23 protein-coding genes are annotated in these 23513 nt (G+C 68.7%); 11 read left to right on the plus strand and 12 right to left on the minus strand.

Annotation, left to right across the window (positions count from 1 at the left end):
* The 8 genes from gspN to gspG form a co-directional block, all read right to left on the minus strand.
* Window positions 1–766 (minus strand): type II secretion system protein N (gene gspN, locus KV106_RS09370; protein WP_261209578.1); only part of this gene is annotated, 766 nt, incomplete at its 3' end.
* 28 nt (window positions 767–794) lie between these two features.
* Window positions 795–1361 (minus strand): type II secretion system protein GspM, encoded by a 567-nt coding sequence (gene gspM / locus KV106_RS09375; RefSeq protein ID WP_057598076.1) that lies wholly within the window; start codon window positions 1359–1361, stop codon window positions 795–797.
* Entirely contained in the window at window positions 1358–2569 is a 1212-nt protein-coding gene (gene gspL / locus KV106_RS09380; RefSeq protein ID WP_057594109.1) for a type II secretion system protein GspL, read from the minus strand. Before gspL ends, gspM begins: the two co-directional genes overlap by 4 nt.
* A gap of 128 nt (window positions 2570–2697) precedes the next feature.
* Window positions 2698–3696, minus strand: a complete 999-nt coding sequence (gene gspK, locus KV106_RS09385; protein WP_057594108.1) for a type II secretion system minor pseudopilin GspK — start codon at window positions 3694–3696, stop codon at window positions 2698–2700.
* Window positions 3693–4403 (minus strand): PulJ/GspJ family protein, encoded by a 711-nt coding sequence (locus KV106_RS09390; protein ID WP_261209592.1) that lies wholly within the window; start codon window positions 4401–4403, stop codon window positions 3693–3695. The genes gspK and KV106_RS09390 overlap by 4 nt, the downstream gene beginning before the upstream one ends.
* Window positions 4403–4795 (minus strand): type II secretion system minor pseudopilin GspI, encoded by a 393-nt coding sequence (gene gspI / locus KV106_RS09395; protein ID WP_057594106.1) that lies wholly within the window; start codon window positions 4793–4795, stop codon window positions 4403–4405. The genes KV106_RS09390 and gspI overlap by 1 nt, the downstream gene beginning before the upstream one ends.
* Complete coding sequence (locus tag KV106_RS09400; protein ID WP_057594105.1) at window positions 4792–5271, minus strand: prepilin-type N-terminal cleavage/methylation domain-containing protein; 480 nt, start codon at window positions 5269–5271, stop codon at window positions 4792–4794. Before KV106_RS09400 ends, gspI begins: the two co-directional genes overlap by 4 nt.
* Entirely contained in the window at window positions 5246–5686 is a 441-nt protein-coding gene (gspG, locus tag KV106_RS09405) for a type II secretion system major pseudopilin GspG (protein WP_057594104.1), read from the minus strand. The genes KV106_RS09400 and gspG overlap by 26 nt, the downstream gene beginning before the upstream one ends.
* 50 nt (window positions 5687–5736) lie before the next feature.
* On the opposite strand from gspG, the gene KV106_RS09410 reads away from it, so the two are divergent.
* Window positions 5737–6369: a type II secretion system protein N gene (locus KV106_RS09410; protein WP_261209597.1), complete on the plus strand. Its 633-nt coding sequence runs from the start codon at window positions 5737–5739 to the stop codon at window positions 6367–6369.
* A gap of 51 nt (window positions 6370–6420) precedes the next feature.
* On the opposite strand, the gene ilvA is transcribed toward KV106_RS09410, so the two are convergent.
* Complete coding sequence (gene ilvA, locus KV106_RS09415) at window positions 6421–8013, minus strand: threonine ammonia-lyase, biosynthetic (protein WP_261209598.1); 1593 nt, start codon at window positions 8011–8013, stop codon at window positions 6421–6423.
* Between the two features lie 70 nt (window positions 8014–8083).
* Between ilvA and KV106_RS09420 the strand changes: the two genes are divergently transcribed.
* On the plus strand, window positions 8084–9214 hold the full coding sequence (locus KV106_RS09420) for a hypothetical protein (RefSeq protein ID WP_057594102.1): 1131 nt from the start codon (window positions 8084–8086) through the stop codon (window positions 9212–9214).
* Window positions 9215–9413: 199 nt separating this feature from the next.
* Here the strand turns inward: KV106_RS09420 and KV106_RS09425 are convergent, their stop codons facing one another.
* Window positions 9414–10703 (minus strand): porin, encoded by a 1290-nt coding sequence (locus tag KV106_RS09425; RefSeq protein WP_261210123.1) that lies wholly within the window; start codon window positions 10701–10703, stop codon window positions 9414–9416.
* A 253-nt stretch (window positions 10704–10956) separates the two neighbouring features.
* On the opposite strand from KV106_RS09425, the gene KV106_RS09430 reads away from it, so the two are divergent.
* The gene (locus KV106_RS09430; protein WP_057594099.1) at window positions 10957–11406 is read left to right on the plus strand and encodes an OsmC family protein; all 450 of its coding nucleotides are present in this window, start codon (window positions 10957–10959) and stop codon (window positions 11404–11406) included.
* 12 nt (window positions 11407–11418) lie between these two features.
* Here the strand turns inward: KV106_RS09430 and coq7 are convergent, their stop codons facing one another.
* Window positions 11419–12048, minus strand: coding sequence for a 2-polyprenyl-3-methyl-6-methoxy-1,4-benzoquinone monooxygenase (gene coq7 / locus KV106_RS09435; RefSeq protein WP_261209622.1), 630 nt, complete (start codon window positions 12046–12048; stop codon window positions 11419–11421).
* Window positions 12049–12328: 280 nt separating this feature from the next.
* On the opposite strand from coq7, the gene KV106_RS09440 reads away from it, so the two are divergent.
* From KV106_RS09440 to ygiD, 8 genes are all read left to right on the plus strand, one after another.
* Window positions 12329–13600 (plus strand): porin, encoded by a 1272-nt coding sequence (locus KV106_RS09440; RefSeq protein WP_261209633.1) that lies wholly within the window; start codon window positions 12329–12331, stop codon window positions 13598–13600.
* Window positions 13601–13822: 222 nt separating this feature from the next.
* On the plus strand, window positions 13823–14803 hold the full coding sequence (locus KV106_RS09445) for an ABC transporter permease (RefSeq protein WP_261209635.1): 981 nt from the start codon (window positions 13823–13825) through the stop codon (window positions 14801–14803).
* A gap of 1 nt (window position 14804) precedes the next feature.
* Entirely contained in the window at window positions 14805–16079 is a 1275-nt protein-coding gene (locus KV106_RS09450) for a M20 aminoacylase family protein (RefSeq protein ID WP_057594097.1), read from the plus strand.
* Window positions 16080–16111: 32 nt separating this feature from the next.
* A complete protein-coding gene (locus KV106_RS09455; RefSeq protein WP_261209644.1) occupies window positions 16112–17695 on the plus strand; it encodes an ABC transporter substrate-binding protein in 1584 nt (527 codons plus the stop codon).
* 158 nt (window positions 17696–17853) lie between these two features.
* A complete protein-coding gene (locus KV106_RS09460) occupies window positions 17854–18765 on the plus strand; it encodes an ABC transporter permease (RefSeq protein WP_261209646.1) in 912 nt (303 codons plus the stop codon).
* An 18-nt stretch (window positions 18766–18783) separates the two neighbouring features.
* On the plus strand, window positions 18784–19854 hold the full coding sequence (locus KV106_RS09465) for an ABC transporter ATP-binding protein (protein ID WP_261209648.1): 1071 nt from the start codon (window positions 18784–18786) through the stop codon (window positions 19852–19854).
* Complete coding sequence (locus tag KV106_RS09470) at window positions 19851–20879, plus strand: ABC transporter ATP-binding protein (protein WP_057594093.1); 1029 nt, start codon at window positions 19851–19853, stop codon at window positions 20877–20879. The genes KV106_RS09465 and KV106_RS09470 overlap by 4 nt, the downstream gene beginning before the upstream one ends.
* A 91-nt stretch (window positions 20880–20970) precedes the next feature.
* Window positions 20971–21909: a 4,5-DOPA-extradiol-dioxygenase gene (ygiD, locus tag KV106_RS09475; protein ID WP_261209650.1), complete on the plus strand. Its 939-nt coding sequence runs from the start codon at window positions 20971–20973 to the stop codon at window positions 21907–21909.
* Window position 21910: 1 nt separating this feature from the next.
* Here ygiD and zwf read toward each other — a convergent pair whose 3' ends face one another.
* On the minus strand, window positions 21911–23380 hold the full coding sequence (zwf, locus tag KV106_RS09480; protein WP_057594091.1) for a glucose-6-phosphate dehydrogenase: 1470 nt from the start codon (window positions 23378–23380) through the stop codon (window positions 21911–21913).
* Between the last annotated feature and the right edge of the window lie 133 nt (window positions 23381–23513).

A 23513-nucleotide genomic window follows, 5' to 3' on the forward strand; every position in this document is an offset into this window, starting at 1 on the left:
GCCGCCCGATGATGTTCAACAAGTTGGAGAGAGCGTCTTCGCTGCCCGGCGCGGCACTGGCCTCGCCGTTGAAGCGGAATGCGGTGCCGTTCCAGCTGCCGCTGCCGTTGAGCTCGAGGCTGCCCTGGCGCGTGCTCAGCAGCAGCGAGGGGCGGTTGCCGCCCTCGAGCGCGAGGCGGTAGCTGCCCATCGGCCGCAGGGTCGAGAGGCTGGAGGAAACGTCGGTCGCGTCGAGCGTGGCCTGGCCCGCGATGCGCAGCACCGGGCCGTCGGTGCGCAGCGAGAAGGCGCGCGTCGAGAGGTCGAGCGTGCCTTCGAGCTTGAGCGTGTTCCAGGGCGCGCCGAGGCCGCTGAGCATGGTGGCGGGCCAGCGCGAGCGGCCGTCGCCCCAGTCGATCTGCACGCCGCCGGCGCGCGGGCCGGCGCGCAGTTCGAGCGGCTGGGCGGCGCAGCAGGGCAGGTCGAGCGAGGCGGATACGCCGCCCCAGCCCGGCCGCAGGCGCCAGTTGAGCGTGCCGGGCAGCGAGACGGCTTCGCCGCCGCCCGCGCCGCTCGCGAACACCACGGCCGCGGCGCCGTTCCAGACCGTGCCGCGCGGATTGACCAGCAGCAGCCGGCCGTCGCTCCAGCTCGAGAGGCCGGCCGCGAGCCAGCGCGCGGGCGCGAACAGCACCAGCGCGACCAGCGCGCCGACGACGATGCCGAGCACGGCCCAGCGCCAGCCGCGGCGCGGCTTGGGGGAAGACAGCGGGGCGCGCGTCAGCATGGACGGGGGCACCGGTGGAGGGGGCGGCTCATCGCGCGGCCGGCAGCGTCATGACGAGGGTGCCCTCCCAGCGGATCTGCGGCGGCTCGGGCGTCTTGTCGCGCGCGGCGGCCTGCGCCGGGCCGGTGGGCGGGGTCGGCGTGGCGGCGACGGCGCGCGTGAGATGCGCCTCGCGCGGCACCGCATGGGCATTGCCGCGCGCCTGCGCGAGCCATTGCGCGAGCGCGTCGGCGGCGGTGGGACGCAGCGTGACGGTGGCGACGTCGCCGGAGCCGCCGCCACCGGTCATCAGCTGGCCGCTGGCGCCGATGCCCTGGCGCACCGAGGTCTCGAGCGCGCGCAGCGCGTCGTCGCGCGCCAGCCGCGGTTGCGACTGCAGCGCCTTGGCGCGGTTCTGCAGGGTGGCCATCTGCTGCAGCTGCGCGTCGAGCTTCGCGTGCTCGGCCGGCGCGGCCCAGAGGGTGCGCAGCGCGGGCGCGAGCGCGATCCACCACAGCAGGGCCAGCGCCACCAGCGAGACGGCGGCGATCACCATGCGGCGCTCGCGCATCGCGAGGACGGCCCAGCGGGCCTTGAGTTCTTCGGTGAATTTCATCGGGTGGCCTCGGCCTGTACCAGCAGCAGATCGCCCTCGGTGCGCACGCCGTAGCCGCGCGGCGCCATCGCGGACGTGAGCTGCGAAACCTCGGAGGGCTGCAGCCCGAGGCCGCGCAGACGCAACTGGCCGGCCACATAGTCGATGGCGCTCGGCACGCGGCCCGGCGGAAGATTGCCGGCGAGCGCGCCGAGCATGGGTTCGAAGTCGCCGCTGGTCACGTCGCCCACGGCGAGCTGCAGCGCGGCGACTTCGCGCTGCATCTGCACCGGCGCGTCGACCACCAGCTTGACGGCGGGGAAGGTCTGCGTGAGCACGCCCTTGACGGCTTCGCGTTTGGCCTCGAGCGCGCTGCGCTCCTTCCAGGCCCAGGCGTTGAGGCCGACGAGCTGCACCAGCACCAGCACCACCGCGCCCCAGCGCGCGGCGCGCCATTCGGGCGCGTAGCGCAGGGTCTGGACCACGGAGGCGAATTTCTTGCCGGCGCGCGCGCGGCCCGTGACCGCGAGGTCGAACTGCGCGAGCTCCCAGCGCGAGCGCGCGGCCTGCAGCCAGCGCTGCGGCGCCTGCACGATCGGCACGCGCTGCTCGAGCAGCCGTTCGGCCGCCGCGGCCACGGCCGGCTCGGCCGAGATCACGGCGGTGTCGGCCGGCAGGCCGGCCGAGAGCGCGAGGCCGGCGCCCGCGAGCGGCAGCGAGACCACGCCATCGGCGTCGCAGACCGTGAGCTGCGGGGCTTCGGGCTCGCCGGTGATCAGCAACTGCGGCGGGCCGTCGGCCGGCTGCGGCGCGAACTCGGGAACGATGCGGGTGACGCGCCGGCCGCTGGCCTCGAGCGCCTGCACCACCGAGCGCAGCCAGATGCGGTTGCAGGCCGCGACCCACACCGGATCGCCGGCGCGCGCCTCGGGCTCGAGGGCGAAGTGCAGCGCCTCGGGGTCGTCGAGCAGGTGTTCCTCGAGCAGGCCATCGAGCACGGCGCGCAGCTTGGAGGCGCTGCCCATGCTGCCCTTGGGCAGCGTGACGCGGTGCCACGAGAGCGCGGTCGACGGCACGCCGAGCGTGACCTCGCTGCCCGAGGGCAGCAGCGCGAGCAGTGCGCGGCCATGGTCGCGCAGCACGATGCCGTCGTCGCCGGCCTGGGCCCAGTCGTACTCGCCCGCGGCGTCGGCCGGAGGCAGGGGAGCGATGAGCAGCAGCGGGGTCATGGGGGTGTGGGGAAAAGCCGGTGATTGTAGGTGGGCGTCTTACAAAGGCGCACTACGTTTTTCATAGCGTACCTGACAGATGTGACGGGCGTTGGAAGGCGTTTATGCTCGGAAAAATGTAACGGGCCTCAGGGTTTGACCGAGGTGTAGGTGGCGCCGGTGCCGCGCGTACGCCACAAGGTCTTGACGGTGACGCCATCGCGTTGCAGCAGCGAACGCTCGTCGACCCAGGTGCGGTCGATGCGCAGGCGGCCGTAGACCTCGAAGAACTGCGTGGCGACGCCGTGCTGCTCGGCGTTGAACAGGCCGCCGTCGGCGGGCAGGCCGGCATTGGCGTCCGCGAAGGTCTTGAAGTACGTGCGCGTGCGTCGTTCCACCAGCTGGCGCGCGTTGGCGATGGTGAGCGAGGGCAGGCTGGCGGCAATGACTTCGGCGGACGCCGTGTTGAGGTTGATCGGCGTGCGGATCGGCAGCACCGTGACGTAGGGCTCGAGCGCGGCCGCGGTCGCAGGCGAGAGGCCGAGCCACACGAGCTGCGACACCTCCTGCGGCATCAGCGGCGCGCTGGCGCCGTCGTCGGCCGGTGCGCCGGCCGAGGCATCGGTGGTGGTGTTCAGGGTGCGCGTCAGCGAGGCGACCATCGCGTTGAGTTCGGCGCCCGGCAGGTTCAGCAATCCGAACAGCTTGGTGAAGGCGGCGACCGCCGCTGGCACCGGCTTGCCCGCATTCACCAGCGTCAGCACGTTGAGCTTGGACTGCGCATCGACGATGCGGCCCGAGAGGAAGGCATCGGGCAGGCCCTCGAGCTGGTCGCTCGAGACGTTCTTGTCGGCCGCCAGGAAGCTGGTGAGCCGCGCTTCCTCGAGCGGCACGGCCCAGGGCTCGGCCAGGTGGTCGGGGCCGCCGGCGCGGCCGTCCTCGCGCAGGATCAGGCGCGACCAGTCGAGCGCGCCGACCAGCACCCAGGCCGCCTGCACGCGCGCGCGCTCGGCCGATTCGACCTCGGACGCGCGCCACTGCTGCCACAGCGCGGCGGCGGCGAAGGTGGCGACCAGCGTCACGGTGAGCATCGCGGCCAGCAGCGCGGCGCCGGCCTGCCGATGGCGTTGGTGGTGGCGTGGCGTCATGAGCGTTGCGATCCCACGGTGGGCCGCACCCAGTCGCGCGTGAGCGTGCCCGAGAGGCCGTCGCCCGGCGGCAGGGTGAGCACCAGCCGAACGCCGTCGGGCATGCTGACGATCGAGCCGGTCGGTGCCTGCGGATTGGCCGGCGTGGCCTGCAGTTCGCTCGCGGGCACCCAGACGTCGTTGCGGAAGTAGTAGAGCTGCCAGCTCTGCACCGGGATCAGCACCGTGTCGCTGAAGCCGTTGGGGCCGCCGTAGCTGCCCTGCGCACCGGCGTTTTCCTGCGCCCACGCGGCGGCCTGGGCCCAGGCCTGCTGCCAGGCGCCACGGGTGCTGAAGGGCGGCGACTGCCAGCGGCGCCAGCGCACGCCGTCGGGGCCGGCGCGCAGCGTCCAGGCCACCACCAGCACGCCGGGGTTGGCGGCGTCGCCGCCGCTGCGCGTGAGGCGCAGCACGCGGCCGTCCCAGTCGATCGGCCGCGTCTGCGCGAGCGCGACCACCGCGTCGAGGTCGGTGCTCCATTGCGCCAGCGTGGTCTGCAGCGTGAGCACCGCGTCGGCGCGCAGCTGGTTCTGCGAGGTGGCGCGCGACATGCCGTCGAGCCCACGCCAGCTGACCAGCGCGAGCAGCGCCATCACCGCGATCGCGACCAGCAGCTCGATCAGCGTGAAGCCGCGGGCGCGGGTTGTGCGGGCAGGCCTGCGGTTCATCAGTAGCGCCCCACCACCGTCGACAGGCGCAGGATCGGCGCATCGACCGCGTCGCGCACCTGCACGTCGACGCGGTTGAAATTGGGATTCAGCGTGGGGGACACGGTGGTCGTCACGTTGAAGCTCGCGCCGGCCTGGGCGCAGATGGAGCCCGAGATGCCCACCCCCGGCATCTGGCGCGCGAGCCGGGCCTTGGCCAGTTCGTTCTCGGCGCACAGGTCGGCCAGCAGCAGGTCGGACTGGCGCTGCGCGTTGCGCGTGAGCGCCATCGTCGCCTCGGAGCCCGCGGCCAGCGCGAGCGCGACGATGCCGAGCGCGATCAGCACCTCGATCAGCGTGAAGCCGCGGCGGCGCCGCGCGGCGGCCGCGGCGCGGGGGGCGCGCTGCCTCATGGATTGCTGACCGAGAAGGGGCGCAGGCCGTCGGTCGCGATGCGCAAGGTGCGCGCGGGCGGGCCGTCGGAGGACAGCAGCACCTGCTGGGGCGCGATGATCGGATCGGGGCCGAGCAGCAGCGCCGCGACCGGAATGCCGTTGGCGAAGAAGGCCTGCGCCGTCATGCCCTGCGAGGCCCAGCCGTTGGGCAGCGTGCCGGGCGGCAGGCCGTCGAACACGAAGCTGCCGCCCTCGACCAGGCGCCAGCGCACCGCGATGCCGCTGGCGCGCGACTGGGCGCGGGCCGATTCGAGCAGCGCGGCGAGGCGGTCGGCCTCGCGGTCGAGCCGGGCCTGGCCGCTGTCGCGCATCGCGAAGCTCACGCCGGCCGTGGCGATCGCGATCACCGCGATCACCACGATCAGTTCGATCAGCGTGAAGCCCGCGGCCCGGCGGCCGGCGCGGCGTCTATTGCCAGCTGCCGATGTCGGCATTCTTGCCCTCGCCGCCGGCCTGTCCATCGGCGCCGAGCGAGAGCACGTCGATTTCGCCCTTGATGCCTGGGTTCATGTACTGGTAGGGATGACCCCAGGGGTCGTTCGGGAGCTTTTCGACGTAAGGCTTCCAGTTGGGGGCCGCCGGGCCGGTGGTCGGGCGCACCAGCAGCGCCTGCAGGCCCTGTTCGGCCGTGGGATAGCGCTGGTTGTCGAGGCGGTAGAGCTTGAGCGCCTGCATCAGGTTGTTGATGTCGGTCTTGGCGGCCGTCACGCGGGCGTCATCGGCCCGCTCGATCACGTTCGGCACGATCAGCGCGGCCAGCACGCCGATGATGACGAGCACCACCATCAGCTCGATCAGCGTGAAGCCGCGCTGGGCGGAACGGGTGGCGGCGCGAAGGAGTTTGGTCATGGATTTCGGTGACATGGTTCGGAAAGCGCGCTGCATGATAATCCGCGGCCATGACAAGTCCCTATACCGCCGCGCGCTGGCATGCGCCCCTCGCAACCACGGGCCTGTGGGCGCTCGCGGCCGGTGCGGCCGTGTTCTGGGGTCTGCGGCTGGCGTCGCCGGTGCAGACCGTCGCCGCGGCCGCTGCCGCCGGACGGCCCGCCGCGGCGGCCGACAACGACGCGGTGGCGCGGATCTTCGGCGTGCTGCCGGCCTCGAGCAACGCGCCGGTGGCGCCCGAGGCGGCCAGCCGCTTCGCGCTCGCGGGCGTGGTGGCCGACCCCTCGAGCCAGGGCGCGGCGCTGATCGCCATCGACGGCAAGCCGCCGCGGCCCTTCCGCGTGGGCTCGCGTGTCGGCGAGGGCTACGTGCTGCAGTCGGTCGGACTGCGCTCGGCGACGCTGGGCACGCGGATGGATGCGCCGGCCGCGTTCACCTTGCAGCTGCCGGTGAAGGCGCCGATCAACGTGAGCGTGCCGCCGCCGATCGGTTCGGCACCCGTGATGCAGGCGCCTCCGAATCCTGGCGTACTGCCTGCGACCATGCCCGCGATGGCGCCTGCCGCCGCCGCGCTGCAGCCGCAGCCGCAGCCGGACGGGGCGGCAATGCCGCAGCCCGGGCAGGGCGGGGCGACCGCGCAGTAGCGCCGCGTTGGGCGGAAAGAAAAAAACCGGCAGCGCGCCGGTTTTCTTCTTTCAGGCCTGGAGGAACAGGCGGTACGCGGGGTTCGCGGTTTCTTCCACGTAGGGATAACCCAGGGTTTCGAGGAAAGCGTCGAATGCTTCGCCGTCGCCGGCGGGCACCTGCAGGCCGACCAGGATGCGGCCGTAATCCGCACCCTGGTTGCGATAGTGGAACAGGCTGATGTTCCAGTTCGGACGCATCAGGCTCAGGAACTTGAGCAGCGCGCCGGGACGCTCGGGGAAGATGAAGCGCAGCAGGCGCTCGTCGTGCGCGAGGCCGGTGCGCCCGCCGACGAGGTGGCGCAGGTGTTCTTTGGCGAGTTCGTCGTGCGTGAGATCGAGCGCGTCGAAGCCGTTCTCGCCGAAGGCCCTGGCGATGACCGCCGACTCGCCGCGCGTCGAGGTCGTGAGGCCGACGAAGACATGGGCCTGGGCCGCGTCGCTGATGCGGTAGTTGAACTCGGTCACGTTGCGCAAGCCGCCGCCCGGAGTGGCCGCGTTCGTGTCGGCGTCGCCGATCGGCATCTGGCCGACCAGCTCGCACAGGCGCCGGAAGCTGCCGCGCTCCTCGGGGATCGTGACCGCGAACAGCGCTTCGCGCTCCTCGCCGACTTCCGCGCGTTCGGCCACGAAGCGCAGGCGGTCGAAGTTCATGTTCGCGCCGCTGAGGATCGCCGCGTAGGTCTCGCCATGGCGGCCATGCTGCGCCGCGTACTGCTTGATCGCCGCCACCGCCAGCGCGCCCGAGGGCTCGACGATGCTGCGCGTGTCGACGAACACGTCCTTGATCGCGGCGCAGACCGCGTCGGTGTCGACCGAGACGTAGTCGTCCACCAGGTCGCTCGCGACGCGGAAGGTTTCCTCGCCCACGAGCTTGACGGCGGTGCCGTCGGCGAACAGGCCCACGTCGGACAAGGTCACGCGCTGGCGCGCCGCGACCGATCGCATCATCGCGTCGGAGTCGTTCATCTGCACGCCGATCACCTTGATCTCGGGACGCACGGCCTTGATGTAGTTGGCCACGCCCGAGATCAGGCCGCCGCCGCCGATCGCGACGAAGACCGCATCGAGCCGGCCCTGGTGCTGCCGCAGGATCTCCATCGCGATCGTGCCCTGGCCCGCGATCACCTCGGGATCGTCGAAGGGGTGCACGAAGGTCAGCTTCTGTTCGGCCTGCAGTTCGAGCGCGCGCGTGTAGGCGTCGGAATAGCTGTCGCCATGCAGCACGACCTCGCCGCCGAAGCCGCGCACCGCATCGATCTTGAGCTTGGGCGTCGTCACCGGCATCACCACCACCGCGCGCGCGCCGAGCTTGCGCGCGCCGAGGGCCACGCCTTGCGCATGGTTGCCGGCCGATGCGCAGATCACGCCGTTGGCGAGTTGCTCGGCGCTCAGGTGCGCCATCTTGTTGTAGGCACCGCGCAATTTGAAGCTGAAGACGGGCTGCTGGTCCTCGCGCTTGAGCAGCACCGTGTTGCCGATTCGCTCGCTCAGCGCGCGCGCTTTTTCGAGGGCCGATTCGACCGCCACGTCGTACACGCGGGCGTTGAGAATTTTTCGGAGATAGTCAGCAGGTGTCAGTGCCGACGAGGGTGCATGGCGCACGATTGTTCCTGGGGAGAATTTTGTTAACAACGAATGATAAGAGGCATCGGGATTGCATACGGGAGATGACATGGACACAAATGTCATAACTCTCTTTCCCAACGCGCCTGCCGCCAATGATTCCGGTTTTTTTGGACGCACCTATCCCGCAGTCCCACCGGCCGCCGAAAAGTTCAAAGACGGACAGAATCTGTTATCAATTTCTGTCAGTGATCTTTCCGAAAAGTTGATGCACGCGGAGGCCGCGCGCGTTCAACGTGGGGAGATAGGACGCGCCACCTGGCAGGTGATGGGCAACAGATTGCGTGCGCATGTCCTTCCGCTGCTGGGGGATTTGCCCGCGCAGGCGTTCGGCACTCGCGATGCGCAGCGGCTCATCGATCGGCTCGGCGACGAGGGCTTCACGAGCACGACGATCGCGCAGTACCTCGTGCTGCTGCGCAAGGTCGTGATGCATGGCGTGCACATCGGTGTGTTGCGCGAAGCGCCGCTGTTTCCGAAGGTGAAGGTGCGCAGCCGGCCGCGCGGAAGCTTCAGCGTGGCCGAGTACCGCGCACTGATCGCCGCGGCGCGCAGGTTGCGCGGCCGATCGCATCCCGTGCTCGATGCACTCGCGCCCGGCGAGCGCTTCTGGATCGCGCGCGAACTGCTGGTGATGCCCGACGAGATGCCGTGGCTGATCCGCTGGATGGTCAACACCTTCGTGCGGCCGAGCGACATCAAGCTCATGAAGCACAAGCACATCGAGGTGGTGCGCGCGAAGCATGTCTACCTGCGCATGAACCTGCCGGAGACGAAGCGCCACAGCCAGCCCATCGTGAGCCTGCAGCCCGCGGTGCGTGTCTACGAACGCCTCGTCGCGCACCGCGCGCGACACGGCTTCGATGGCGCGGACGACTACATCTTCCTGCCGCAGCTCAAGAACCGCGAGCACGCGCTCGCGGTTCTCAACTTCCTCTTTCACTGGGTGCTCGAGGTCGAGGGCATCGAGAAGGGGCCGCTGGGGCAGGACCGCACGCTCTACTGCCTGCGCCATACCGCCATCACGTTGCGTTTGCTCTATGGGCAGGGCATCGACATGCTGACCTTGGCGCGCAATGCAAGAACGAGTGTCAACATGGTCGAGCGCTTCTATGCGTCGGTGCTCAATGGGGAAATGAATGTGGGGCTGTTGCAAAGCCGTCGGGGACGCACGGTGTGAGAGGGCTGCGATGAACCCGTCGGTCCTCGAGGCTTGAGGCCGGCGCCGCAGGCGCGGAAGAGGCGGATTCGGAAAGAGCGTCGACAGAACGCTCGACACGGACGACCAAAAAGCCGCCCGGCGCGAACCGGGCGGCTTGGGATGAGAAGGATTCGATCTGGCGGGAGCCAGCATCGGAATCGGCTTCTTTCAGATCGGCTTAGAACGCGTGGCGGATGCCGATGTCGTAACCGGTGGCCGTGCGCGGAGCCCAGCCGAGGTTCTTCGCGGCGTCCAGGTAAGCGGGGGTGCCGCCCGTGGTCGCGCCCATCACGCCGGGGTTGTTCTGGCCGTCCTTGATGCGGATGCGAGCCACCGTGGCGTACAGCGCGGTGCGCTTCGACAGGTTATGCACGTAGCCGATCGCGAACTTGTTCGCCGAGGCATCGCGGTTGCCGCCGAAGAGCGCTTCCGCGACGCTGAGCGGCGCGCCGTTCTTGAACTTGACCGTCGAGTACGAAGCGCGGATCAGGCCGGGGCCGACCGGCACCGTCACGCCCAGCAGGTAGCCGTTGTACTTGTCGCTCTGCGAGCTGGTGGCGAAGTAGGGGACCGACTGCAGCGTGAGGGGGTTCACGAAGCTCGAGCTCGCGCCCGTTTCGTTCTTGTCCTTCACGCGGGACACCTCGCCGAAGAGCTTGACCGGACCGAAGTCGTACGAAGCGCCGAGGTTGAAAGTGCTGATCTTGCGATCCTGCGAGCCGGTGATGAGCGACAGGTTGTTGATGGTCACGCTGTCGGCGGCGGTGCTTTGCCCGTAGGCGGCAGCCACGTCGATCGGGCCGTTGGCGTAGCCGAAGCGGCCGCCGACGTAGCGACCCTTGGTCGACGGGCTTTCGGGCAGGCCGCTCGACTTCACGTTCTCGTGCAGCGCGTACTGGATCTGGCCGTAGAAACCGCCCAGGTTCGGAGGCAGGAAGTATCCGATGCTGTTGCTGGCGCGGTAGTAGTTGTCGGTCTTGTCCACGGCGGAGCCGGGGCCGGACGAGGTCGACAGGTTGCTGTTGATCGTGGCGATGAGGTTGGTGCCGACGCCATTGGTGCCGAACGGATCGAACACGGTGTCGTTCCAGAAGGTCGAGGTGTAGTCGCGACCGAGGCGGACTTCACCGAAACCACCCGACAGGCTCACGGTCGAGCGGCGGCTGAAGTCGGCGACGCCCTTGGAGCCGTCGTCGTTGCTGATGGGGGCCTCGAGCCAGAAGCTGGCGGCCAGGCCGCCGCCTAGGTCCTCGGTGCCGCGGAAGCCGAGGCGGCTGGAGTTGTAGCCCGAACGCGAGAGCGCGGTCTGGCTTTGCTTCACGCCGACGGGTGCCACCAGGAAGGGGTTCGCGAGCGGGCTGTAGTAGGTGCTCTTCGTCGAGTAGTTGCTGACTGCGGCATCGACCACACCGAACAACGTGACGGAAGACTGGGCCGAGGCAACACCGGCAACAGCCAGGGCAGCCAGAGCAACTGCCCTTCGGAGCGGATGGCTAGAGTGGGCGCGGCGCCCAAGAAAAAAGCCCCGGGCCTTGCGGCTCGGGGCTAAATCCACCAATTGGAAGGGTGGAGGAGACAACTTGCACGCACCGGGGTGCGCAATGAAATAAAGTATATCGGTTGTTTGTTGCGATGCAACAAGCGAGTGACGCTTTTCCCACACAGATAACGATGCCGGGCGTGATTTTTGCCAGACATCCGGAACCGGAGTTCAAAAAAAGATGGAATGCACTGTAAGTTGGACCGGCAATGCGGGCGCGCGTTCGTCGATGGGCTTCGTGGCCGAGACGGGCAGCGGCCACGTCCTGATGATGGACGGGGCGCCCGATGCGGCCAAGCCCGAGAACGGCGGCCAGAACCTGGCGGCGCGTCCCATGGAGACGGTGCTGGCCGGCACCGGCGGTTGCACGGCCTACGACGTGGTGCTGATCCTCAAGCGCGGCCGCCACCAGGTGGAGCGCTGCAGCGTCAAGCTGACCAGCGAGCGGGCCGAGAAGGATCCCAAGGTGTTCACCAAGATCCACATGCATTTCACCGTGGCCGGCAAGGGAATTCCGGCCTCCGCAGTGGAGCGAGCGATCGCTCTCAGCCATGAGACCTACTGTTCCGCCAGCATCATGCTGGCCAAGACCGCGGAGATCACGACCAGCTTCGACCTGATCGAAGCCTGATCCTCCCGGGGGTCAGATCCGGTGCGCCACGGTCGTCATCACCCGTGAGGCGACGCGCATCAGGGACTTGGCGGGCGGCGGCAGCTCGGCGGCGCCCGCGGCCACGGCGTTGTCGGCGTGCCGGGCCTCGTCGGCCTTCATCTGTTCGACCACCGCGCGCGAAGCGCTGTCCGCGGGGGGGAGCCGGTCCAGGTGGCTGTCCAGGTGGGCCTCGACCTGGCGCTCGGTTTCCGCCACGAAGCCCAGGCTCAGCGGATCGCCGAGCCGCCCGGCGACCAGGCCAAGCCCGAAAGCACCCGCGTACCAGAGTGGATTGAGCATCGAGGGGCGTGCGCCGAGCGCGTCCAGGCGCTCGCGCGTCCAGGCCAGGTGGTCCGTTTCCTCGTGCGCTGCCTCGAGCAGTTGCGCGCGCAGCAGGGGATCGCGCGCCACGGCCGCCTGCGCCGTGTAGAGCGCCTGCGCGCACACTTCCCCGACATGGTTGACGCGCATCAGCGCGCCGGCCTCGCGCCGCTCCGTGTCGCTCAATTCCCCGCCGGGCTGGGCGGGGACGGGGCTCGCGCGGGTGGCATGCGGACGGGCGAACAGCGTCCGCAGCGCGGAATCGGCGGCGGTCAGCAGGGGGTCGAGCGAAGTCGTCATGAAGGGATTGGAACGCAACTTGCCAAAGCACCAATTCCGGCAAGTTTGTTTCACATTATGAGATGGAAAGGCCCTAAGTCCTTTGTTGCATCACTGCAACGAAACGCGGGGAGGGTAGGAGATTTCGGCCGAATTGTTTTGCCCTGCCGCAGCGGCTCTGGTGCAATAGCGACAACTTCCCAAAAGGAGGTTGGCCCGGGGTCCGGTGGGAGCACAGAAGTGCCAGTCACGGTGAGCCCTTCGCGCCGGAGCCCTATGTTTAACCTTGGAGAAACTTGCAATGAAAAAATCTCTAGTTGCTCTGGCTGCCCTGGCTGTTGCCGGTGTTGCCTCGGCGCAATCGTCCGTGACGCTGTTCGGCGTGGTTGACGCTGCAGTCAGCGGCTATTCGACCAAGAGCAATCTGTACTACACGAACCCGTTCGCGGTTCCGTTCACGGTGCCGGGCTCGCTCAAGCGCAGCCAGACCGCTCTGTCGAACTCGGGCTACAACTCCAGCCGCATCGGCTTCCGTGGTACGGAAGACCTCGGTGGTGGCCTGGCAGCCAGCTTCTGGCTCGAAGCCCCGATCACGAACGACGACGGCAAGGGTGGTATCTCCAACTTCGCTCGCCGCTCGACCGTGAGCCTGTCGGGTGGTTTCGGTGAAATCCGTCTGGGTCGTGACTACACCGCCACGTTCTGGAACGACACCGTGTTCGACCCCTTCGGCACCAACGGTGTCGGTTCGAGCGCGATCTTCCGCACCAACGTGAACCTGGCTTCGACGCACGGCGGCACGCCGGTCGGTGTTAGCCCGTCGGACAGCTATGTCCGTACCAGCAACGCCATCGCCTACTTCCTGCCCCCGAACCTGGGCGGTTTCTACGGCCAGTTCCAGTACGCTCTGCATGAGAACGTCAAGTCGGACGAAGTCCTGGGCAGCCCGAGCAAGAAGGGTCGCTACATCGGTGGTCGCTTCGGCTACGCGAACGGTCCCCTGGACGTCGCTGCTGCCTACGGCATCGACACCAAGGACAGCCTGACCGACCTGACCGTCGCTGGCAAGGATCGTCTGAAGACCTTCAACCTGGGCGCTTCGTACGACTTCGGTCCCGTCAAGCTGTTCGGTGAAATCTCGCAAGTCAAGGACGCGTACAACCTGAGCTCGACGGTTTCCCTGCTGGGCATCCCGTACGTTCTGACGCAAGGCGTGTCGAACAAGTACAACGGCGCTCTGATCGGTGCGACGATCCCCGTCGGCCCCGGCCTGATCCGCGCTTCGTACTCGCAAGTGAAGTACAAGCCTGACTCGGCCATCGTGCCGTTCAACTTCTACAACAACGGCAGCAGCCGCGCCAGCCAGTTCGCTGTGGGCTATGTGCACAACCTGTCGAAGCGTACGGCTCTGTACGCTACGCTGTCGCGCATCTCCATCAAGGACGGCCAGAACAACCCTGGCGTGATGGGCATCACGACCGGCGGTTCGCCGGGCTACGGCACCCTGACGGGCTACACGTACGCTCCGAAGAGCGCTACGGGCTACGACTTCGGTATCCGTCACGCTTTCTAATTTGATGCTGGCGCAAGCCAGCTTCGAATCGAAAGATCAAGAAGCCGCTCGACGCAAGTCGAGCGGCTTTTTTTCATGGGCATTCTGTTGGCATCGGGTCCGTCGAGGTACCCTCGCGCCGCTCTCGAAAGAGCACACGCACCAAGCGCGTGCACCCCGGGGGAACCCCCGTGCGGGCACGCAGTTTGCACTGCTAGCATGCCTGCTCATTTTCAGAACTGAATGATTGCCTTCGTACTGCGTCGCCTGATCCAGGCCGTGATCGTGATGGTCGCGGTCGCGTTCATCGCCTTCCTTCTCTTCCAATACGTGGGCGATCCGGTCGTGTTCCTGCTGGGCCAGGACGCCCGACCCGAGCAGATCCGCGAGATGCGCTCCGCGCTGGGGCTCGACCGGCCCTTCTTCGTGCAGTTCTGGCATTTCCTGGTGAACGCCGCGCAGGGCGAATTCGGCCTGAGCCTGCGCCAGGGCGCGAAGGTCTCGCGCCTGATCGGCGAGCGCTTCCCGGCCACGCTCGAGCTCGCGCTGGTCGCGGCCTTGCTCGCGCTGCTGATCGGCATACCGATGGGCGTGTACACCGCGCTGCGCCGCGGCACCTTCATGAGCCAGGTCTTCATGACCGTCTCGCTGCTCGGCGTGTCGCTGCCCACCTTCCTGATCGGCATCTTGCTGATCCTGGTCTTCGCCGTCACGCTCGGCTGGTTCCCGAGCTTCGGCCGCGGCGACACGGTGCAGATCGGCTGGTGGTCCACCGGCCTGCTCAAGCCCGACGGCTGGATGCACATCGTGCTGCCCGCGGTGACGCTCGCGATCTTCCAGCTCACGCTGATCATGCGGCTGGTGCGCGCCGAGATGCTCGAGGTGCTGCGCACCGACTACATCAAGTTCGCGCGCGCACGCGGCCTCTCGAACCGCGCCATCCACTTCGGCCATGCGCTCAAGAACACGCTGGTGCCCGTGATGACCATCACCGGCCTGCAGCTCGGCGGCCTCATCGCCTTCGCGATCATCACCGAGTCGGTGTTCCAGTGGCCGGGCATGGGCCTGCTGTTCATCCAGGCCGTGACCTTCGCCGACATCCCAGTGATGGCCGCCTACCTGTGCCTGATCGCGCTGATCTTCGTCACCATCAACCTCATCGTGGACCTGCTGTATTTCGTGGTCGATCCACGGCTGCGCATCGGCAAGGCGGGAGGACATTGACATGAGCGCCACCCCCACCGCGGCCACTCCGCGCCTGCAGGCCAACGGCCGCGCCTTCGCCCACATCGCGAGCTTCTATCCCGAGATCGAGGCCTTCCGGCGCGACCTGCACGCGCATCCCGAACTGGGCTTCGAGGAGGTCTACACCTCGGGCCGCGTGCGCGAGGCGCTGCGCGCCTGCGGCGTCGACGAGATCCACGACGGCATCGGCAAGACCGGCGTGGTCGGGGTGATCCGCGGCCGCTCCACCGCGAGCGGCCGCATGATCGGCCTGCGCGCCGACATGGACGCACTGCCGATGCGCGAGGACAACGACTTCGGCTGGCGCTCGTGCACCGAGGGCCTGATGCACGGCTGCGGCCACGACGGCCACACGGCGATGCTCGTGGGCGCCGCGCGCTACCTCGCCGAGACGCGCAACTTCGACGGCACCGCGGTGCTGATCTTCCAGCCTGGCGAGGAAGGCTACGCCGGCGCGCGCGTGATGATCGAGGACGGCCTGTTCGACCGCTTCCCGGTGCAGTCGGTCTATGCCATGCACAACTGGCCCGCGATGCCGGCCGGCACGGTCGGCATCAACCGCGGCGCGATGATGGCCGCGGCCGACCGCATCACGATCGAGATCAAGGGCAAGGGCGGCCATGGCGCGCATGCCTACCTCACGGTCGATCCCGTGGCCGTGGCGGCGCATCTGATCACCGCGGTGCAGACCATCGTCTCGCGCAACGTGCGGCCCATCGACGCGGCCGTGATCAGCATCTGCGCGATGCAGGCGGGCGACCTCGGCGCCTTCAGCGTGGTGCCGGGCGAGGCCACCCTCGTGGGCACCGTGCGAACCTTCAGCGCGCGCGTGCAGGCGCAGGTCGAGCAGCGGCTCGGCGAGCTCTGCAAGTCCGTGGCCGCGGGCTTCGGCGCCACCGCCACGCTGAAGTACGAACGCATCTACCCGGCCACCATCAACACCGCGCCCGAGGCCATGTTCGCGGCCGACGTGGCCGAGTCGCTGGTCGGCGCCTCCAATGTCGACCGCAGCCTCGAGCCCAGCATGGGCGCCGAGGACTTCTCGTTCATGCTGCAGAAGAAGGCCGGTGCCTACCTGCGCCTGGGCCAGGACGCGCGCCGCGGCGCCTTCCTGCACAACAGCCGCTACGACTTCAATGACGAGATCCTGCCGCTCGGCGCCGCGTTGCACGCGGGGCTGATCGAGCGGGGCATGCCGCTCGCCGCGACCCGCGGCGGGCAGCCGGAGAGAGCTGCCGCCACCGCGGCGCCTTGATTGTTTTGATCCCAACCCGAGGAGTGTTTCCCATGAGTCTCAGAAGAAATGTGGCCGCGGCCGCGGTCGTGTGCGCCCTGGGCGCCGTCAGCATGGTCGCCGGCGCGCAGACCATCCGCATCGCCAACCAGGGCGACGCGCTGTCGCTCGATCCGCACTCGCTCAACGAATCGCTGCAGCTCAGCGTGACGGCGAACGTCTACGAAACCCTCGTGGGCCGCAACAAGGACCTGAGCCTCGCGCCGCTCCTGGCCACCAGCTGGAAACAGACCTCGCCCGACGTCTGGCGCTTCGAGCTGCGCAAGGGCGTGGTGTTCCACGACGGCACGCCGTTCACCGCCGACGACGTGGTGTTCAGCTTCGCGCGCGCGCAGGGCGACGGCTCCGACATGAAGGCCACGCTCAGCGAGATCAAGGCCGTGCGCAAGGTCGGCGAGCTCGCCGTCGAGATCGAGACCAACGGCCCGTTCCCGATCCTGCCCGACGTGATCTCGCTGACGATGATCATGAGCAAGAAATGGTGCGAGGAGAACCAGGCCACCAAGCCGGTCGACCGCCGCAAGGGCATCGAGAACACGGCCTCGTTCAAGGCCAACGGCACCGGCCCGTTCCGCGTGCGCGAGCGCCAGCCGAACGTGCGCACGGTGTTCACGCGCAACGGCACCTACTGGGGCAAGATCGACGGCAACGCGCAGGAGATCGTCTTCACGCCGATCGCCAACCCCGCCACCCGCGTGGCCGCTCTGGTCTCGGGCGAAGTCGACGTGATGGAGCCGGTGCCCGTGCAGGACATCGCGCGCATCAACGCCGCGCCCAACGCTCGCGTGATCACCGGCCCCGAGCTGCGCACCATCTTCCTGGGCATGGACCAGAAGCGCGACGAGCTGCAGTACTCGAACATCAAGGGCAAGAACCCGTTCAAGGACAAGCGCGTTCGCCAGGCCTTCTACCAGGCCATCGACATCGCCGGCATCCAGCGCACCGTGATGCGCGGCGCCTCGCGGCCCACGGGCCTGCTGGTCGGCCCCGGCATCAACGGCTGGACCGCCGAGCAGGACAAGCGCCTGCCCTTCGACGTCGAGGCCGCCAAGAAGCTGCTGACCGAGGCCGGCTATCCGAACGGCTTCGAGGTCTCGCTCAACTGCCCGAACGACCGCTACGTCAACGACGGCCAGATCTGCCAGAGCGTGGCCGCCAACCTCGCGAAGATCGGCGTCAAGATCAACCTCGTGGCCGAGACCAAGGGCACCTACTTCCCGAAGATCCTGCGCCGCGACACCAGCTTCTACATGCTGGGCTGGACCCCGACCACCTACGACTCGCACAACGCGCTGAGCTCGCTGACCTCCTGCCCCGACGACAAGGGCACGGGCCAGTTCAACCTGGGCGCCTACTGCAATCCGAAGCTCGACGAGGTCACGAAGAAGATCCAGTCCGAGAGCGACAAGACCAAGCGCAACGAGCTGATCAAGGAAGCCTTCAAGATCCATGCGGACGACGTCGGCACGCTGCCGCTGCACCAGCAGTCGCTGGCCTGGGGCGTGAGCAAGAAGGTCGAGCTGGTGCAGCTGGCCGACAACTTCATGTATTTCAAGTGGATGAGCGTCAAGCCCTGATGCGGCCCTTCGCTGCTCTTGCGGCCTGACCATGGGCCCGCTTCTTGCGGGCCCATTCCTTTTGCTTCCACGATGAAAAACAACCCCCACGCTCTCCTTGCTGCGCAAGGTCCGCTGCCCCCCGAGGGGGCCGCTTTTCCTCTTGGGGCGGCCCGGCGATGAAAAGAACCATAGTCCGCTGGTTCGACAGCGACGTCGGCTACAGCTTCCGCACCTCGCCGGTGGCGATCGTCGCGGCGCTGATCGCGCTGACCTGCCTGTTCTGCGCGGTGTTCGCCGGCTGGGTGTCGCCGCACAACCCCTTCGATCTCGCATCGCTCGAACTCGGCGACGCGCGCCTGCCGCCGGCCTGGACCACCGACGGTTCGGCCAAGTACCTGCTGGGCACCGACGACCAGGGCCGCGACATCCTCTCGGCCGTGATCTACGGCGCGCGCATCTCGCTGATCGTCGGCGTGGTGTCGGTGGTGCTGTCGGTCTTCGTCGGCGTCGTGCTGGGCCTCTTGGCCGGCTTCTTCGGCGGCTGGCTCGACACCTTCCTCATGCGGCTGTGCGACGTGATGCTGTCGTTCCCGCCGATCCTGGTCGCGCTGCTGATCGCCGGCGTGGGCCGCGCGCTGTTCCCGCATGCCAACGATTCGCTGGCCTTCGGCGTGCTCATCATCTCGATCTCGCTGACCGGCTGGGTGCAGTACGCGCGCACCGTGCGCGGCTCCACGCTGGTGGAACGCAGCAAGGAATACGTGCAGGCCGCGCGCGTCACCGGCGTCGCGCCGCTGCGCATCATGCTGCGCCACGTGCTGCCCAACGTGCTCGGGCCGGTGATGGTGCTGGCCACGATCCAGGTCGCGACCGCGATCATCACCGAGGCCACGCTGTCCTTCCTCGGTGTCGGCGTGCCGCCGACCTCGCCCTCGCTGGGCACGCTCATCAGCATCGGCAACCAGTACCTGTTCTCGGGCGAGTGGTGGATCACCGTGTTCCCCGGAGCGATGCTGGTGCTGATCGCGCTCAGCGTGAACCTGCTGGGCGACTGGCTGCGCGATGCGCTCAACCCGCGGCTGCGCTGAAGAAGCGGGAGACACGCCATGACACTGCTCCAGGTCAAGAACCTCGTCGTCGAATTTCCGAACCGCCGCGGCACCCTGCGCGCGCTCGACGACATCTCCTTCGACATCGCACCCGGCGAGATCCTCGGCGTGGTCGGCGAATCGGGTGCCGGCAAGTCGCTCACCGGCGCCTCGATCATCGGCCTGCTCGAGCCGCCGGGCCGCGTGGCCGGCGGCCAGATCCTGCTCGAGGGCCAGCGCATCGACAACCTCGGCTTCGACGCCATGCGGCCGATCCGCGGCCGCAAGATCGGCGCGATCTTCCAGGACCCGCTGACTTCGCTGAACCCGCTTTACACGGTGGGCCGGCAGCTCGTCGAGACCATCCGCACCCACCTGCCCGTGACCGAATCGGAAGCGCGCAAGCGTGCCATCGGCCTGCTGCAGGACACCGGCATTCCCGCCGCCGAGCAGCGCATCGACCATTTCCCGCACCAGTTCTCGGGTGGCATGCGCCAGCGCGTGGTGATCGCGCTCGCGCTCGCGGCCGAGCCCAAGCTGATCGTGGCCGACGAGCCGACCACCGCGCTCGACGTGTCGATCCAGGCGCAGATCATTCAGCTGCTCAAGCGCGTCTGCAAGGACCGCGGCGCGGCCGTGATGCTGATCACGCACGACATGGGCGTGATCGCCGAGACCTGCGACCGCGTGGCCGTGATGTACGCGGGCCGCATCGCCGAGATCGGCCCGGTGCACGAGGTCATCCATCAGGCGGCGCATCCCTACACCGCGGGCCTGATGGCTTCGATCCCCGACATGGCGAGCGACCGCGAGCGGCTGAATCAGATCGACGGCGCGATGCCGCGGCTCAATGCGATCCCCAGGGGCTGCGCCTACAACCCGCGCTGCCCGCGCACCTTCGCGCGCTGCCTCGAGGAGCGGCCCGAGCTGATGCACGCGGGCGCCACGCGCGCCGCCTGCTGGCTGCACGACGCGACCGATCCGCACACCGGCCAGGCCGAGATCGCGGCGAAGCATCACGACGTGCTCGCGGCCGGCGAACGCGCCACGCCCGAGGCGGCCGAACCGATCGTGGAGGTGACGCGATGAGCGCCGTGATCGAACCCGGCAAGGCCACCGGCGGCGAGCCGCTCGTGGTGGCCCACGACCTCGCGCGCACCTTCGACGTCTCGCCGCCCTGGCTCAACCGCGTGCTCGAGCGCAAGCCGCGCGTGCTGCTGCATGCGGTCGATGGCGTGAGCTTCTCGATCGAGCGCGGCAAGACGCTCGCGCTGGTCGGCGAATCGGGCTGCGGCAAGAGCACGGTCGCACGGCTGCTCGTGGGCCTGTACGCGCCCACGCGCGGCGGGCTGCAGTTCGACGGCCAGGACGCGCACGCGGCCTTCAAGACCGCCGAGGGCCGCAAGCTGCGCCGCCGCATCCAGATGATCTTCCAGGACCCCTACGCGAGCCTCAACCCGCGCTGGATCGTCGAGGACATCATCGGCGAGCCGCTGCGCGAACACGGCATCTTGAGCGACAAGGCCCAGCTGCGCGAGCGCGTGGGCCAACTGCTGCAGTCGGTGGGCCTGTCGCCGCTGGACATGAGCAAGTACCCGCACCAGTTCTCGGGCGGCCAGCGCCAGCGCATCTCGATCGCGCGCGCGCTGGCCACGCAGCCGGAGTTCCTGGTCTGCGACGAGCCCACCTCGGCGCTGGACGTGAGCGTGCAGGCGCAGGTGCTCAACATCATGAAGGACCTGCAGCGCGAGCAGGGCCTGACCTACCTGTTCATCTCGCACAACCTCGCGGTGGTGCGCCACGTGGCCGACCAGGTGGGCGTGATGTACCTGGGGCGGCTGGTGGAGGTGGCGGACAAGCAGAAGCTGTTTTCGACGCCGCAGCATCCGTACACGCGCATGCTGCTCGACGCGATCCCGCAGATGAAGCACACGGGGCGCGCGCGCACGCCGGTCCAGGGCGAGGTGCCGAATCCGCTCAATCCGCCCGCGGGCTGCGCTTTCCATCCGCGCTGCCCGCATGCCAATGCGCGCTGCTCGGCCGAGCGGCCGAAGCTCCAGAGCATCCGCGGCGTGCAGGTGGCCTGCCATGCGGCGGAGGAAGGGCGGATCTGAAGATCGGGTCGGGCGCACGAAGATGTGCGCAAAGGCACAGCCGGGCGCGCCGCATCGCGGCACAGTGGCGCGGCCTCTTTTGCACCGCGCCATGCCCCTTCCGATGACCCCTCTTCCTTCCGACGCCAGTGCGCTGCGCGCGCTCGGCCGCCGCGGCTTCCTCATGGGCTCGGCGCTCGGGGCGACCGCCGTGCTGGGCGCGCTGGCTTCCGTCTCGCAGGCGGCGTCGGCCGCCGGCGGTGCGCCCGCGCGGCGCATGCCGGTGATCTTCATCGGCCATGGGTCGCCGATGAATGCGCTGGCCGACAACGGCTTCACGCGCCGGCTCGCGGCCTGGGGCCGCGAACTGCCGCGGCCCACGGCCATCCTCAGCGTCTCGGCGCACTGGCTCAGCAGCGGCGCGACCGGCGTCGGCGTGCAGGCCCGGCCCCGCACCATCCACGACTTCGGCGGCTTTCCGCAGGCGCTGCACGACATCGACTACCCGGCGCCCGGCCATCCCGCGCTCGCGCGCGAGGCGGCCGCGGCGGTGAAGCAGTCGCCGGTGGTCGCCACCGAGCAATGGGGCCTGGACCACGGCACCTGGACCGTGCTCAGGCATCTCTATCCGAAGGCCGACGTGCCGGTGTTCCAGCTCAGCATCGACTACGACAAGCCCGCGGCCTTCCACTACGCGGTGGGGCGCGACCTCGCCGCGCTGCGCGACAAGGGCGTGCTGGTGATGGGCAGCGGCAACGTGGTGCACAACCTGCGCGCCACCGACCGCGGCACGCCCGACGGCCCGGCGGCGAGCCGGCCCTGGGCCCAGTCCTTCGACGATGCGGTGAAGGCCGCGCTGGCCGGGCGCGACGACCGCGCGCTGATCGGTTATGAAAGGCTCGCGGGCGCATCGACCGCGGTGGCCACGCCCGATCACTACTTCCCGTTTCTCTACGCGCTCGGCGCCGCGGGCGCGGGCGAGCGCGCGAAGACGGTCCACGAGGGCTTCCAGTCGGGCACGCTGAGCATGCGCTGCGTGCAGTTCGGCTGAGCTACTGCTCCTCGCCCCACGAGAACCCGTCGCGCGCGATCATCGCGCTCGACGCGCTCGGGCCCCAGGTGCCGGCCGCGTAGGGGCGCGGTCCGCCGTCGTTGGCCCAGCTGTCGATCAGCGGTTCGACCCAGCGCCATGCCTCTTCCTGCTCGTCGCTGCGCACGAACAGGTTGAGCCGGCCGTCGATCACATCGAGCAGCAGCCGTTCGTAGGCGCCCACGCGCTCGGAACCGAAGCGCTTGTCGAAGTCGAGGTCCAGCTGCACCGGCGCGAGCTGCGCCGCGCTGTCCTGGCGGCCGTTGCTGCGGCGGTTGTCCTGCGCCTGCGCGAGCATGTGCAGCTCGAGCCCGTCCTTGGGCTGCAGGTTGATCACGAACTTGTTCGCGCTGCCGGCCGGCGCGCGGAAGATCGCGTGCGGCGTCGGGCGGAAGTTGACCTCGATGCGCGCGTCGCGCGAGGCCAGCCGCTTGCCGGTGCGGATGTAGAAGGGCACGCCGGCCCAGCGCCAGTTGGCGATCTCGGTGCGCAGCGCGACGAAGGTCTCGGTGCGGCTCTCGCGGTCGACGCCGGGTTCGTCGCGGTAGCCGGGCACGCGCTCGCCGTAGGCCGTGCCGGCCGTGTACTGGCCGCGCACCGTGTGCAGGCCCAGCGTCTCGGGCGTCCAGGGCTTGAGGGCGCGCAGCACCTTGAGCTTCTCGTCGCGGATCGCGTCGGCGTGCGAGTTGATCGGCGGCTCCATGCCGATGGCGCACAGCAGCTGCAGCGCATGGTTCTGCACCATGTCGCGCAGCGCGCCGGTCTGGTCGTAGAAGGCGCCGCGCTTCTCCACGCCGAGGTCCTCGGCGATCGTGATCTGGATGTTGGCGATGTGCTCGCGGCGCCAGATGGGCTCGAACAGCGCGTTGCCGAAGCGCATCGCGAACAGGTTCTGCACCGAGGGCTTGCCGAGGTAGTGGTCGATGCGGAAGACCTGCTTCTCCTCGAGCACCTTGCCCACCGCGGCATTGATCGCGCGGTTGGAGGCCAGGTCGTGGCCCAGCGGCTTCTCGAGCACGATGCGGGTGCGCGCGCCGTTGAGGCCGGCAGCCGCGATCTGCTCGACCACCTGCGTGAACAGGCCCGGCGCGGTGGCGACATACATCACGACCGTTTCGGCATCGCGCTGCTTGAGCAGGTCGGACAGGCGCGCATAGTCGTCGGGCTTCGACAGGTCCATGCGCAGGTAGTGCAGCATCGAGGCGAACTTCTCGAACTCCTCGGGCGAGGGCCGCTTGGCGCCCTCGACGGCATTGAAGCGCGACTGGATCAGCTCGCGGTACTGGTCGTCCGACAGGTTGTCCCGCGCCACGCCGACGATGCGCCCGTCCTTCGGCAGGCTCCCGTGCCGGAAGGCCTGGAACAGAGCGGGCATCAGCTTGCGCCATGCGAGATCGCCGGTGCCGCCGAACAGAACGAGATCGAAGCTCATGGGAACACTTTCCTTGGGTCTGGGGCGAGAGCAGGCAATGCGCCGGTCCGCCAATCGCGATGGTACTTGTACCGATTCCACGCACTTGTACTAAAGCTACGCTGCACCCACGGCCGGGAGGCCTTTTTTTATT

Origin of the sequence: Variovorax endophyticus, from assembly GCF_025376855.1 — a bacterium.
Lineage (GTDB): Bacteria > Pseudomonadota > Gammaproteobacteria > Burkholderiales > Burkholderiaceae_C > Variovorax.

Bases quoted from the DNA above. Each gene is read 5' to 3' on its own strand.
- gspK (WP_057594108.1), bottom strand. From the start codon at position 3,696: ATGACGCCACGCCACCACCAACGCCATCGGCAGGCCGGCGCCGCGCTG.
- KV106_RS09445 (WP_261209635.1), top strand. From the start codon at position 13,823: ATGATTGCCTTCGTACTGCGTCGCCTGATCCAGGCCGTGATCGTGATG.
- KV106_RS09465 (WP_261209648.1), top strand. From the start codon at position 18,784: ATGACACTGCTCCAGGTCAAGAACCTCGTCGTCGAATTTCCGAACCGC.
- KV106_RS09455 (WP_261209644.1), top strand. From the start codon at position 16,112: ATGAGTCTCAGAAGAAATGTGGCCGCGGCCGCGGTCGTGTGCGCCCTG.
- KV106_RS09450 (WP_057594097.1), top strand. From the start codon at position 14,805: ATGAGCGCCACCCCCACCGCGGCCACTCCGCGCCTGCAGGCCAACGGC.
- coq7 (WP_261209622.1), bottom strand. From the start codon at position 12,048: ATGACGACTTCGCTCGACCCCCTGCTGACCGCCGCCGATTCCGCGCTG.
- KV106_RS09430 (WP_057594099.1), top strand. From the start codon at position 10,957: ATGGAATGCACTGTAAGTTGGACCGGCAATGCGGGCGCGCGTTCGTCG.
- KV106_RS09460 (WP_261209646.1), top strand. From the start codon at position 17,854: ATGAAAAGAACCATAGTCCGCTGGTTCGACAGCGACGTCGGCTACAGC.
- KV106_RS09390 (WP_261209592.1), bottom strand. From the start codon at position 4,403: ATGAACCGCAGGCCTGCCCGCACAACCCGCGCCCGCGGCTTCACGCTG.
- KV106_RS09440 (WP_261209633.1), top strand. From the start codon at position 12,329: ATGAAAAAATCTCTAGTTGCTCTGGCTGCCCTGGCTGTTGCCGGTGTT.
- gspI (WP_057594106.1), bottom strand. From the start codon at position 4,795: ATGAGGCAGCGCGCCCCCCGCGCCGCGGCCGCCGCGCGGCGCCGCCGC.
- KV106_RS09470 (WP_057594093.1), top strand. From the start codon at position 19,851: ATGAGCGCCGTGATCGAACCCGGCAAGGCCACCGGCGGCGAGCCGCTC.
- zwf (WP_057594091.1), bottom strand. From the start codon at position 23,380: ATGAGCTTCGATCTCGTTCTGTTCGGCGGCACCGGCGATCTCGCATGG.
- gspM (WP_057598076.1), bottom strand. From the start codon at position 1,361: ATGAAATTCACCGAAGAACTCAAGGCCCGCTGGGCCGTCCTCGCGATG.
- KV106_RS09400 (WP_057594105.1), bottom strand. From the start codon at position 5,271: ATGCCGACATCGGCAGCTGGCAATAGACGCCGCGCCGGCCGCCGGGCC.
- ygiD (WP_261209650.1), top strand. From the start codon at position 20,971: ATGCCCCTTCCGATGACCCCTCTTCCTTCCGACGCCAGTGCGCTGCGC.
- KV106_RS09410 (WP_261209597.1), top strand. From the start codon at position 5,737: ATGACAAGTCCCTATACCGCCGCGCGCTGGCATGCGCCCCTCGCAACC.
- KV106_RS09420 (WP_057594102.1), top strand. From the start codon at position 8,084: ATGGACACAAATGTCATAACTCTCTTTCCCAACGCGCCTGCCGCCAAT.
- gspL (WP_057594109.1), bottom strand. From the start codon at position 2,569: ATGACCCCGCTGCTGCTCATCGCTCCCCTGCCTCCGGCCGACGCCGCG.
- gspG (WP_057594104.1), bottom strand. From the start codon at position 5,686: ATGACCAAACTCCTTCGCGCCGCCACCCGTTCCGCCCAGCGCGGCTTC.